Annotated in this window: 9 protein-coding genes; 2 read left to right on the plus strand and 7 right to left on the minus strand. The window is 66.5% G+C overall.

The annotated features are described in order from the left end of the window. The first annotated feature begins 4 nt into the window (after window positions 1–4). Window positions 5–838, plus strand: coding sequence for a peptide chain release factor N(5)-glutamine methyltransferase (gene prmC, locus Herbaro_RS19415; protein WP_275011245.1), 834 nt, complete (start codon window positions 5–7; stop codon window positions 836–838). Between the two features lie 113 nt (window positions 839–951). Here prmC and Herbaro_RS19420 read toward each other — a convergent pair whose 3' ends face one another. From Herbaro_RS19420 to Herbaro_RS19450, 7 genes are all read right to left on the minus strand, one after another. Beyond that, window positions 952–4,566, minus strand: a complete 3,615-nt coding sequence (locus tag Herbaro_RS19420) for an indolepyruvate ferredoxin oxidoreductase family protein (protein WP_275011246.1) — start codon at window positions 4,564–4,566, stop codon at window positions 952–954. A 591-nt stretch (window positions 4,567–5,157) separates the two neighbouring features. Further along, the gene (phhA, locus tag Herbaro_RS19425) at window positions 5,158–6,039 is read right to left on the minus strand and encodes a phenylalanine 4-monooxygenase (RefSeq protein ID WP_275011247.1); all 882 of its coding nucleotides are present in this window, start codon (window positions 6,037–6,039) and stop codon (window positions 5,158–5,160) included. 78 nt (window positions 6,040–6,117) lie between these two features. Then, window positions 6,118–6,867: a GNAT family N-acetyltransferase gene (locus tag Herbaro_RS19430; protein WP_275011248.1), complete on the minus strand. Its 750-nt coding sequence runs from the start codon at window positions 6,865–6,867 to the stop codon at window positions 6,118–6,120. 9 nt (window positions 6,868–6,876) lie between these two features. After that, on the minus strand, window positions 6,877–8,112 hold the full coding sequence (locus tag Herbaro_RS19435; RefSeq protein ID WP_275011249.1) for a multifunctional CCA addition/repair protein: 1,236 nt from the start codon (window positions 8,110–8,112) through the stop codon (window positions 6,877–6,879). Window positions 8,113–8,122: 10 nt separating this feature from the next. Then, window positions 8,123–8,824 (minus strand): glutathione S-transferase family protein, encoded by a 702-nt coding sequence (locus Herbaro_RS19440; protein ID WP_275011250.1) that lies wholly within the window; start codon window positions 8,822–8,824, stop codon window positions 8,123–8,125. A 61-nt stretch (window positions 8,825–8,885) separates the two neighbouring features. Next, entirely contained in the window at window positions 8,886–9,845 is a 960-nt protein-coding gene (locus tag Herbaro_RS19445) for a complex I NDUFA9 subunit family protein (protein WP_275011251.1), read from the minus strand. 53 nt (window positions 9,846–9,898) lie between these two features. Further along, on the minus strand, window positions 9,899–11,893 hold the full coding sequence (locus Herbaro_RS19450; protein ID WP_275011252.1) for a lytic transglycosylase domain-containing protein: 1,995 nt from the start codon (window positions 11,891–11,893) through the stop codon (window positions 9,899–9,901). A gap of 37 nt (window positions 11,894–11,930) precedes the next feature. Between Herbaro_RS19450 and Herbaro_RS19455 the strand changes: the two genes are divergently transcribed. Continuing rightward, window positions 11,931–12,530 carry a 5-formyltetrahydrofolate cyclo-ligase gene (locus Herbaro_RS19455; RefSeq protein WP_275011253.1) on the plus strand — a complete coding sequence of 200 codons (600 nt, stop codon included), beginning with the start codon at window positions 11,931–11,933 and terminating at the stop codon, window positions 12,528–12,530. Window positions 12,531–12,827: the final 297 nt, after the last annotated feature.

The raw sequence follows: 12,827 nt of genomic DNA on the forward strand, positions 1-12,827 counted from the left end.
ACCCATGCAACACGCATCCAGCTTTGCCGGCTGCACGCTGGCGACGGTACTCAGGATGGCGCCGCTGGATGCGCTGGAGAACCGCATACTGGTCAGCCACGCGCTGCGCCTGACGCGCGTGCAGCTGATCACGCAATCCGAGCGCCGGCTGGAGCTCGCCGAGGCCGACGCGCTACAGGCGCTGTTCGAACGCCGCCTGCGCGGCGAGCCGATCGCCTACATCGTCGGCGCGCGCGAGTTCTTCGGGCTCGATTTTCGCGTCACGCCAGACGTATTGATCCCGCGCCCCGATACCGAACTGCTGGTGGAACTGGCTATCGGGCGCTTGCCGCAAGCCGGGCGCCTGCTGGACATGGGCACAGGTTCGGGCGCCATCGCGGTGGCCGTGGCCCACAGCAGGCCCGACGCCGCGGTGGCCGCGCTCGACGCCAGCGCGGCGGCGCTGGAGGTGGCGCGCGGCAATGCGCTGGCCAACGGGGCGCGCGTGGAGTTCATGCTGAGCGACTGGTACCAGGCGCTCGACGACGCCGCGGCCTTCGATGTGATCGCTTCCAATCCGCCCTACATCGTCGAAGGCGACGTCCATCTGTCGCAGGGCGACCTGCGCTTCGAACCTGTGGATGCGCTGACCGACCATGCCGACGGCTTGTCCGACCTGCGCATCATCGTCGGCGGCGCGCGCGCCCACCTGAAGCAGGGAGGCTGGCTGCTGATGGAGCATGGCTACGATCAGGCTGCGGCGGTGCGGGCCTTGCTGTCGGCGGCCGGCTTTGCCGGGGTGCAAAGCTGGCGCGACCTGGCGGGCATCGAACGCGTCAGCGGCGGTCGCCTGGCTTGACGAACATACGCCGCTGGATCCCGGCCTGCGCCAGGATGACGGCGGTGAAAATACAGCCAACCCGTCGTCCCGGCGCAGGCCGGGATCCAGTGGCGTTGAACGGCGTATCAAGCTTACGCCGCCTTCTTTCCGCCCCCATCCGGCAGTATCGGGGAATCCACCAGCGTCACGCTGCCCAACTCGGGATGCTCGATCATCCTGAGCAGCGATGCTTCCTTCTGCCTGGCCGCCTTGAGGTGCCGCTCCTTCACGTGGCCATAGCCGCGAATCTCTTCCGGAATGCGCGCCACCGCAATCACCTGCGCCAGGTTCTCCACCGTCAGCCGGCCCAGCAGCCGCGAGAGGGTCTCACGATACTCTTCGATAAGTGCGCGCTCCTGCCTGCGCTCCGCGGTGCGGCCGAAGGGATCGAAGGCCGTGCCGCGCAGGAAACGCAACTTGGCCAGCACGCCGAAGGCCGGCATCATCCATGAACCGTACTGCTTCTTGACCAGGTGCCCCTGGTCGTCCTGCCTGGCCGTGAGCGGCGGAGCCAGGTGGAATTTGAGCTGGTAGTCGCCCTCGAACATGGACGCGATCTTGGCGCGGAAGGCGCCGTCGGTGTAGAGACGCGCGACCTCGTATTCGTCCTTGTAGGCCATCAGCTTGAACAGGTATTGCGCCACGGCCTGGGTCAGCTTCAATCCCTTTCCCGCATCGCCCAGCGCGCCTTCGGCCGCTTGCACCTGCTGCACGAAATCGGCGTAGCGGCGGGCGTAGGCTGCGTTCTGGTAGGCCGTCAGGAAGCCGCTGCGGCGCTCCACGGTCTCTTCCAGCGATGGCGCCTTCTTGAATTCGATCACCTGCGCGCTCATGCCATTGCGCTTGGCTGCGTTCAACGCCGTGTCGATGTCGTGCGCCGCCACGCGGCCCCAGGCGAAGGCCTGCTTGTTGAACTCCACCTGCAGCGCGTTGAGCTCGATGGCACGCAGCAGCGCGGCCTCCGACAACGGCACCCAGCCGCGTTGCCAGGCATAGCCCAGCATGAACATATTGGTGGCGATGGCGTCGCCCATGAGCCCCATGGCAATGTGGCCGGCGTCCACCAGCGACAGGTTGTCGCGACCGCAGGCGCGGGCGATCTCGCCTTCGCTGGAGGCGTTGGGGAATTGCCAGTCCGGATTGCGCACGAAGGCGGCCGTCGGCGTCTGGGTCGAGTTCACGGCCGCGCGCGTGCGGCCCTCGCCCATGCGCGAGAGGGCGTCGCGGCTGGCGGTGACGATTACGTCGCAGCCGATCACCAGGTCGGCCGCGCCGGTGCCCACGCGGGTGGAATAGATATGCTCGGCCTGCTCGGCCACGCGCACGTGCGACATCACGGCGCCGCCCTTCTGCGCCAGGCCGGTCATGTCCAGCACGGAGCAGGCGCGGCCTTCCAGGTGCGCGGCCATGGCGATGATCTGGCCGATGGTGATGACGCCGGTGCCGCCCACCCCGGTGACCAGGATGCCGTAGGGATCGGCCAGCGACGGCAGGACCGGCTCTGGCAGCTTGGGCATGGCAGGCGCGCCCTCGCCCGCCTTGGCCTTGGCCGGCTTCTTCAGCTGGCCGCCCTCGACGGTGACGAAGCTGGGACAAAAACCGTTCACGCAGGAGTAGTCCTTGTTGCAGGACGACTGGTTGATCTGGCGCTTGCGGCCGAACTCGGTTTCCAGCGGCTCCACCGACAGGCAGTTGGATTGCACGCTGCAGTCGCCGCAGCCCTCGCACACGGCTTCGTTGATGACGGCGCGCTTGGCTGGATCGGGATAGGCGTTGCGTTTGCGGCGGCGGCGCTTTTCCGAGGCGCAGGTCTGGTCGTAGATCATGGCCGACACGCCCGTCACTTCGCGCAGTTCGCGCTGCACGGCGTCGAGCTCGCTGCGGTGGCGGATGGTGACGCCTTCGGCCCACTTGGTGCCGGGCGGATATTTGTCCGGCTCGTCGGTGACCACGATGATGGGCGCCACGTTCTCGGCGGCCAGCTGGCGCGAGATCATGGCGGGGTCGAGCGGACCGTCGAACTCCTGGCCGCCGGTCATGGCGACGGCGTCGTTGTAGAGGATCTTGTAGGTGAGGTTGACCTTGGCCGCGACCGAGGCGCGCACCGCCAGCAGGCCCGAGTGGAAGTAGGTGCCGTCGCCCAGGTTGGCGAACACGTGCTTCTCGCTGGTGAACGGCGCCTGGCCGACCCAGGTCACGCCTTCGCCGCCCATGTGGGAGAACACCTGGGTCTCGCGGTCCATCCAGGTCACCATGTAATGGCAGCCGATGCCGGCCAGGCCGCGGCTGCCGTCGGGCAGCCTGGTGGAGGTGTTGTGCGGGCAGCCGGAGCAGAAATGCGGGATACGGTCTTTCTGCGGGTCGGGCTTGGCGCTGACGTTGAGGGTGGCTTCCTTGGCTTCGAGGAAGGCGATGCGGGCGCGCACGCGCTGCTCGACCGGATGGCCGGCGAAGTAGCGCGAGATGCGCGCGGCGATGGCGCGCGCGATCTGCGCCGGGTTCAGCTCATAGGTGGCGGGCAGCAGCCAGTTGCCGTGGCCTTCGCGCTGCGAACCGCTCCATTCGCCGGTGTCGTCGAACTTGCCGACCACGCGCGGGCGCACGTCGTCGCGCCAGTTGTAGAGTTCTTCCTTGAGCTGGTATTCGAGGATCTGGCGCTTCTCTTCCACCACCAGGATCTCTTCCAGGCCTTGCGCGAACTCGCGCACGCCTTCGGCCTCCAGCGGCCAGGTCATGCCGACCTTGTAGAGGCGGATGCCGATGTCGCGCGCGACCTGCTCGTCGATGCCGAGGTCGGCCAGCGCCTGGCGCGTATCGAGGTAGGACTTGCCGGCGGTGATAATGCCGATGCGCGCGCGCGGGCTGTCCCACACGATCTGGTTGAGCTTGTTGGCGCGCGCGTAGGCCAGCGCGGCGTACCACTTGTAGTTGTTCATCCGCGCTTCCTGCGCCAGCACGGCGTCGGGCAGGCGGATGTTGAGGCCGTCGGGCGGCAGTTCGAAATCGGGGATCTGGATCTTCACGCGGTCCGGGTCGATCATCACCGACATGCCGGACTCGACCAGGTCGGTGACGCACTTCATTGCCACCCAGAGGCCGGTGTAGCGACTCATGGCCCAGCCGTGCAGGCCGTAGTCGAGGTATTCCTGCACCGTGGACGGATACAGCACCGGAATGCCGCAGGCCTTGAGGATGTGTTCGCTCTGGTGCGCGGCGGTGGACGACTTGGCGGCGTGGTCGTCGCCGGCGATCACCAGCACGCCGCCGTGCTTCGAGGTGCCGGCCATGTTGGCGTGCTTGAAGACGTCGCCGCAGCGGTCCACGCCGGGCCCCTTGCCGTACCACAGCGAGAACACGCCGTCGTGCTGCGCGCCGGGGAACAGGTTGACCTGCTGCGTGCCCCATACGCTGGTGGCGGCCAGGTCCTCGTTCATGCCGGGGTGGAATTTGACCTGGTGGGCCTCGAGATATTTTTTGGCCTTCTCGGCGGTCTGGTCGACCGTGCCCAGCGGCGAGCCGCGGTAGCCGGTGATGAAGCCGGCGGTATTCAGGCCGGCGCGCATGTCGTACTGGCGCTGCAGGATGGGCAGGCGAACCAGCGCCTGGATGCCGGTCATGAAGACGCGGCCGCGCTCAAGCGTGTATTTGTCGTCCAGGGAAACATCGTCCAGCAGCAGGCGCTGGCCGGATGGTAGGGGTGCGTTCATGCGGTCTCCGTGCCAAAAATCTTGTTCTTGGTTGCACATGTGCCCGCACCGCCGAGCTTGCTGGCTTTGCCGGATCGGCTCGACCCGGCTGGCGATGCTGGCTGTCAAAACTCCGCGCCTTGTGGGCGAGGGTTCTCTTTCTGTTATGTGTTTTCAAGTTAGCACAAGGAGCAACCGCCGGCTACGCGCGTCGCAGCAGGCTTTTCGGCGTTTTTTGGCAAGCCGGAAACAGTTTTGGCACGTCCTGCGGCAGGAACGGATTTGCAGAGGAGAAAATGCCGGAAAGGTGAAAACAACAATATTTCCGGCTGAAAAAAAAGACGCGCGTTCGCGCAAGTGTTACAGGCAAGACGCGAGTGTAACAACCCGTAAAAGGGATTGGTGGGGGCCGGGCGGGTGGCGTTTAATGAGGCTTCTTGAACAGCGGATCGATTGGTATCCATTCTCTGCGCAAGGTTCCTCCCCTCTAGTGTTGAAAGCACCACTAGCTCGCGGATCCGGCCTCCCCTGTCGGATCCGCTTTTTTATTGCCGCGCTGTTTTCCGCTCTTCTCCACCCTCCCGGTGGCGACGGCCGGGCGGAAGGCGGGCCTCAGCGATTGGGCGGCAGGTTGGTTTCGCCCGCCAGCAGCGTGTCGACAGGCAACGGCTCCTGCTGCTTGAGAAGCTCGTAGAACGGCGTGAAGTCCGGCGCGGTGTCGTTGAAGAGCTGCTCGAAATCGCGGATCACGAAGTAGGTTTCCTGATACGAGTCGATCTTGTAGAGCGTGCGCATGATGCGCTCGACCTCGAAGGGAATCCGACGTGGCCGGTCGCTCGACAGGCAGTATTCCACCTCTCCGCCCGAGGACAGGATGCCGGCGCCATAGATGCGCAGGCCCTGCTCGCTCTGGATCAGGCCGAACTCGATGGTGTACCAGTACAGGCGCGCGAGACAGGCCAGGCCGTCCAGCTTGAGCGCCTTCAATCCGCCCTTGCCGTATTCCTGCAGGTGATCGGCGAAGATCGGGTTGAACAGCAGCGGCACGTGACCGAAGAAATCGTGGAACACGTCGGGCTCGACGATGTAGTCGAACTCATGCTCCTCGCGCAGCCACACGGTGACCGGGAAGCGGCGGTTGGCCAGGTGCTCGAAGAAGGTCTGGTCCGGCACCAGGCCGGGCACCGCCACCAGCTGCCAGCCGGTGGCCTTGTACAGGGCCTCGGTGGTGCGGTCGAAGCGCGGGATGCCTTGCGAGACGTCGAGCGCCTTCAGGCTGTCGATGAAGACGTCGCAGGCGCGGCCGGGAATCAGTTTGGCCTGGCGCTCGTACAGGCGGCGCCAGCGCGCGTGCTGCTCGGGGGTATAGCTGTCCCAGTTCTGCGCCACCACGTAGTTGGCGTCGGCCTGGCTGTAGTCGCCGCGCAATGCGCCGCTGTCGGATTTTGTCGCGACGGTGGCGAAGAAGTCGTCGGTGTTGGGATTGGTGCTCATGGCAAATCCGTTTTCAAGGTGAGGCGCATATTATGCCCCCATTGCGCGGCCGGCCAGGTGCGCCGGCGCAAAAACGGATCAGGAAGCGGGCGGCGCGGCAGGCGGCGGGCCGTCCTTGCCGTTGCCCTTGGCGCCGATGCCGGTGACCCGCGCGCCCCATTTCAGCAGCGCCTTGAAGTTGGCCTTGACGATGTAGTCCAGCATGGCGACCTGCTCTTCCATCGCCTCCTGAAAGACGGTAGCGGAGTTGGCCGGCTTGATCTTGAGATAGGCGTCGGCCTCGCCGTAGTCGCGATGGATCTCCATGCCGGCCTTGCTGGCGATGTGCATCATCACCTTGTTGGACGACAGGCAGTGCATGTAGAGCGTATCGACGTCGGCGTTGCGGCAGCGCATGGAGGCGCGCATGAAGAGTTTGGTGCCCACGCCCAGGCCGCGCGCGGCGGCCGAGACCGAGACGCCGAACTCGGCCACCACCGGCTTGATGGTGGCGCCGGAGACGCGCGAACTCTCGCGCGGGGCGAAGGCCAGGTGTCCGACGCCAAGCAGGCGCAGGCGGCGGTCGTAGACGCCGAAGACGGTATCGCGCGCGAAGTCGATGTGCTCCACGTAACGCGCGACCATCTCGTCGGACAGCTTGGAACCGAAGCGCAGCAGCCGGTCCTTGTCTTCCAGCGCGAGGAAATGGCGCATCAGGTGGCGCCGCGCGCGCTCGGAGAGTTCCTTGACGAAGACCGTCGGCTTGTCGGCCTTGGCCGGTTCGGCGCCGCCGGGCTGGGGCTCCCGGTGCCACAGGCGCTTGAGCAGGGAAAACAGGGAAGTGCTCATGGCGCGGCCTTATTGCGGCGTCGGACGGTGGGCTTCGACGAAGGCCGCGACCCGCTCGCCGCGGGCGGCCAGGATCGCCTCGGGAATCCTCTGCGGCTCGGCCTGGTGGCGGCCTGCGATGGCGCCGGCGTCGATGCCGGCGGCGGCTGCCAGGGCGCCCTCCAGGTAGGCGGCCTGCGGGAAGGGACGCGCCTCGAAACCGGTGCGGCCGCGGTGGTCGCATTCGGCGGCGCGCAGCATGTCGACGAAGCGCTGCGGCTTGCGGAAGGCGTCGCAACGCGCAAACAGGGTAACCAGCGTGGCCGGCCGCATCTCGAAGGCGCGGCCGACATTGCCGTGCTCGCGCGCGGTCATCAGCGCCAGGTCGCGGCAGTCGCCGGGCACCTTCAGGCGCGCGCAGACCTGCTCGGCCAATTGCGCGCTGCGCGCCTCGTGGCCGTGATGGCGCGGCCACATCTCGGGCGGCGTGGCGCCCTTGCCGAGGTCGTGCATCAGCGCGGCGAAGCGGATCGGCAACGCATGGCCCTGGCTCGCGGCCCAGTCGATCACCAGCATCACGTGCACGCCGGTGTCTATCTCAGGATGCCATTTTTCCGGCTGCGGCACGCCCCACAAGGCATCCAGCTCGGGCACGATGCGCGCCAGCGCGCCGCAGCCGCGCAGCACCTCGAACATGCGCGAGGGCTTGCGTTCCATCAGGCCCCGCGCGATCTCCTGCCATACCCGCTCCGCCACCAGCGCATCGACTTCGCCGTCGGCCACCATGCGCCTCATCAGCGCGTTGGTCTCGGGCGCCACGGTGAAGTCGGCAAAGCGCGCGGCGAAGCGGGCCAGGCGCAGGATGCGCACCGGGTCCTCGATGAAGGCGTCGGAAACGTGGCGGAAGACGCGCCGTTCGATGTCGGCCTGGCCGTGATAGGGGTCGACCAGCGAACCGTCCTCGTCCTGGGCGATGGCATTGATGGTGAGGTCGCGGCGCGCTAGGTCGTCTTCCAGGGTGACGTCGGGCGCGGCGTGGAAGGCGAAGCCCTTGTAGCCGGGCGCGGTCTTGCGCTCGGTGCGGGCCAACGCGTATTCCTCATGGGTGTCGGGATGCAGGAACACCGGGAAGTCCTTGCCCACGGGGCGGAAGCCCTGCTCCAGCATCTGCTGCGGCGTGGCGCCGACGACCACGTGGTCGCGGTCCTTCACCGGCAGGCCGAGCAGGCCGTCGCGCACTGCGCCGCCGACGGTATAGGTCTTCATGCGTACAAGCTCATTTGTGGTCCGGCAGGACTTCCTTCTCGGCCAGCGCCTCGGCGATCCAGCGCGCCACCGCCGGATGCGCCCGCACGCGGTCGGCATACGCCTGCAGCGCCGGCGCCAGCGGCACCTGGAAGCTGGTGAAGCGCATCACCACGGGCGCGTAGAAGGCGTCGGCGATCGAGAAGTCGCCGAACAGGAAATCATGGTGACCGAACTGGGACAGGCACTCCTCCCAGATCTCGCAGACGCGGGCGATGTCGGCCTGGGCGTCTGGGGTGCGGCCCTGGCCGGGATAGCGGCCGCGGATATCCATGCTCATGGCGCTGCGCAGGCCGCCGAAGCCGGAGTGCATCTCGGCGCAGATGCTGCGCGCGATGGCGCGGGCATCCGTTCGCGCCGGCCACAGGCCGCGGTCGGGGAATTGCTCCGCCAGGTATTCGCAGATGGCCAGCGAGTCCCAGATCGCGATGTCGCCGTCGAGCAGCACCGGCACGCGGCCGGAACCGGTGTATTGGGCAATCTCGGCGGCAGTGTCGGGCTGGTCGAGCAGCACGCGCACTTCCTTGAACGGGATCTCGAAGGCGGTCATCGCCACCCATGGACGCATCGACCACGAGGAGTAGTTCTTGTTGCCGATCACCAGCGTGGGCATGTGGCGGCCGGCCTTTTTCAGCGTCTCGGACAATACCGGATCAAGTTCTGTGTCTTGCATGTTGGCTCTTTTCTCGTGGATCGGATCGGGCTGGAATTCAGCGACGCGCAATAAGCTGCATTCAGCGTCGCGCGTTGCTGCGGAACAGGTCGTAGCGTTGCTGCGGATCGCGCGGCGACAGGTAGAGCGGCGCCACTTCCTCCAGCGCCGCCGGGGTAATGCCGAGTTCGGCGGCGATCGGCGCCTGGGTGACGTTGTCCACCCGCATCGAGGCGACATTGTCGCGGCTCATCAGCTTGCCGGGCAAGTGCTCCAGCGCCCAGGCCTGGAGCATGCCCAGCGCTGGCGGCAGCGCGATGATGGGCCGCTGCCGCCCGGCATACCAGCCGGCCAGCCCGACCAGCTCGCGCAGGCTGTATTGCCGCGGGCCGGCCAGCTCGTATATGTTGCCGGCAATGTGCGGCAATGTAATGGCGCGCTCGAAAGCCTGCGCGACGTCGCCCACATGCACCGGCTGGAAGCGCGCGCCGGCGCTGCCCAGCGGGATCACCGGGAAGCTGCGCTGCAGGGCGGCGAACATGTTGAGGAAATGATCGCCCTCGCCGAACACCACCGAAGGGCGGAACACCGCCGCCTCCAGATCGGGCGAGGCCAGCGCCTCGCGTTCGCCGGCGGCCTTGGAGCGCTGGTACATCGACGCGCCGTGTTCATCCGCGCCCAGCGCGCTCATGTGCAGGTAGCGCGGTACGCCGTGACGCAGGCAGGCCGCGACGATGCGGCGCGGCAGCTGCACATGCTGGCGATCAAAGTCCGGCCCGTAAGGGCTGCCGGCGCGCGAATGCAGGATGCCGACCAAGTTGATCACCACGTCGGCCTCGGCGACCAGCGACGACAGGGCGGCGTCGTCGTGGACGTCCGCCTGCACCACCGACACCACCGGCGACACCAGCAGGTGCTTGGCGCGTTCGTAGCGGCGCGTCGGCACCATCACCCGGTAGTCGGTGCCCGCGCCCAACAAGCGCACGAGGCGAGTGCCGATGAAACCGGATCCGCCGATCACGAGGATCTTGCGTACTGCCATGCTATGCCTCCTCTTTCCTGGCGCCCGCCTGCCAGCGGGCGCGGTTGCCGGATTCAGGGCAGATCGGTGGCGACGTTTGAATTGGGGGCCACCGTGCCCATGCGCTGCTTGAGCGACTGCGGACGGTTCTCGAACATGGCCGCATAGTAGGTCGCATTGGACATCACGTTCTTGACGTAGCCCCGGGTTTCGTTGAATGGGATGATCTCGGCGAAGATCGCGCCCTCCACCGTGCGCGGCAAGGTCGCGCGCCAGGTGCGCGGGCGACCGGGGCCGGCATTGTAGCCGGCGGTGGCCAGCGTCTCGGAGCCTTCCAGGTTGTTGAGCACCATGTCCAGGTAGCTGGTGCCCAGCAGCAGGTTGGTGTTGATGTCGTTGACCTGATCCGCAGTGAACTCGGTCATGCCGATCTTCTTGGCGACGAACTTGGCGGTGGCCGGCATCAGCTGCATCAGGCCGGATGCGCCGACGTGCGAGCGCGCCGCCTTGATGAAGCGCGACTCCTGCCTGATCAGTCCGTAGATCCAGGCGTTCTCCATGCCCAGGGGACGGGTGGCGGCGTTCATCTCCGGCAGGTGCGGCGCAGGGAAGCGCTGGGTGAAATCGAACTCGGCGCGGGTGCGGTCGGAGGTGTTGACCATGCGGTCTAGCACATCGTTCTGGCGCGCATATTCGGCTGCGGCCAACAGCTGGCGATCGGTCATGTTGCGTAGCTCCCAGTTCCACTCGCGGATCGCCTCGAAACGCAGGTTGAGCTGGTAGAACTTCAGCGAACGCTTGAAGCCGCCGTTCTGCGAATACAGGGCGATCTCGCCTGCGGTGGGCGGCGTTGGGCCGGGCGGGATGGTGATCTTCTGGCCCAGTTCTTCCAGCGCCAGCTGCCCGTAGAAACTGAAGTTGCCGGAGATCGATTCGAACTGGCGGCGCGCCGCCTCGTTCTGGCCGTCTTCCTTCAGTGCCCGGCCCAGCCAGTAGACCCAGGCGGTGTCGCTGCGCAGCGCGGCAGGCATGCCTTCGATGGTGCCGCGCACCGTTTTCCAGTCGCCCGCGCGCAGGGCCATGCGGACCTTCCATTGCATGGCATCCTGCGAGAGGGTGGCGTCCTTGGTCTTGCGCCAATAGTCCTGCGCTTCCGGCGCCAGCTTGTAGGACGCCGCCAGTGCGATCTGCGCCCAACCCAGCGCCGCTTCCTGCGATGTCAGCTGGCGTCCTGCGTCGTTGAGATAGGTCGCCGCCTGGGACGGATTGCTCTTGGCGATACGGCCCAGCGCGATGATGTAGAGCTGGTGATTGGCCGCGCCGCGGCCGGGGCCCTTGGCCAGCATCAGCGCCGGGCGATCCATCACCTGCTGCACGCTGACGTCGCCGTTGTCGACCAGCACCGAGGCGCGGCGCGCAACCGTGGTGTTGCCGTTCTCGGCGGCCTGCCGGATCTGGAACCAGACGTCGGCATCGGTGAACTGGCCGTTCTGCGCCAGGGTGGCGATCAGGTCGCTGCAGCCCTGGCCGTAATCCTTGGGCGACACCAGCAACGCGCGCGCCTCATCGGCCACGTTGGCGCCCTTGAGCGCGCGCGAGTTCAGCACGAAGCATTTGACCTGGGTGTCGTCGTTGAGGATGAATTTGGGATACTGCTCGTCGAACACGGCCCAATTGCCGGTCTTGCCCAGCGCCAGCAGCCAGTCGTTGCGCAGGCGATCGACAATGGCCTGGCCATCGTAGCGCGCCATGAAATCGCGAATTTCCTGTTCGCTGGCGCTGTAGTCGCGCACGCGCGGTTTGAGCCGATAATAGTCGACATAGGATGCCAGCTCGTAGCCCGACAGGCGCGAAGCCAGGTCCTGCGCCAGCGCGGCATTGTCGCTGGCGGCGGCCTGGCGCAGCGCCAGGAAGATATCGTCGGGCGCGGCGTCGGCGGCCATTCGCTTCTGGGCATGGGCGTCCGGCGCGACGGCCGATGAGACGCCCGCGGCCAGCGCCAGCGGAATGGCCAGGGAGGCGGCCAGCGAACGCAGCCGATTGTTGAGCGATTGATTCTTCAGACGCATACTCGTGCAACCTAGTTGATGCTGATTAATGAAACCGATGACTGACCCAAGGATAGCATGCGGCACCGCGCCGCAAGACGCAGAACAGAAGCTTGGCGCACGCCTGAAAGCTGCCTTGCGGGCCGACCTGCTGGCGCGCCGCAAGGCGCTGGACAGCAAAGGAAAATCCATTTCCGATGAGCTGATCGGGCGCCGCCTGCTCGACTGGTGCGCAGCGCACGCCATCGGCAGCCTGGGCGTCTACCACCCGATCCGGCGCGAGCCCGATCTGCTTGCCGCCTATAACGCGCTGGCCGCACGCGGGGTGCACCTGTCGTTGCCGGTCGTAGTCGGCCCGGATGCGCCGCTGGATTTCCGGCGCTGGACGACAGGCGATCCGCTGCAAAAGGATGCGCTGGGCACGCTGGTTCCCGCCATGGACGCGCCGATCGTCAAGCCGCAGGCGCTGCTCGTCCCCTGCGTCGGTTATACGGCGCGCGGCATGAGGCTGGGCTATGGGGGCGGGTTCTATGACCGTACGCTGGCGCTCCCTCAGCGTCCGCTGGCGGTGGGCGTGTGTTATTCCTTCGGCCTGGTCGAATTCGACGGTGAAGCGCACGATATTGCGCTGGATGTTGTGCTCACTGATGCCGTGTAAGAAGGATCTATGCGTACAGGCAGCCTGGCGATGGAGGCATGAAACGGCCCGCGGATGAGCTGCTTGAATACGGCGGTGGCGCGTGTGGCGTACAAGTTCTAAAGATTGCAGCGTAATAGTTGAATAAAAAAGCCGGCGCGAGCCGGCTTTTTTATTGGGTGTTGGTGTTGGTGTTGGTATTGGTTTCGCAGTTGCAGCGGTTCTTGCGGTGGCGGCGGTCGATGTGGGAGCACTGGGAGCAAGCCCCCATGGCAGGGCTGGGGCCCGGGCAGAGCAGGCAGGGTGTTGTCGAAGCGG

The organism is Herbaspirillum sp. WKF16, assembly GCF_028993615.1.
In the GTDB taxonomy this organism is placed as follows: Bacteria; Pseudomonadota; Gammaproteobacteria; order Burkholderiales; family Burkholderiaceae_D; genus Herbaspirillum.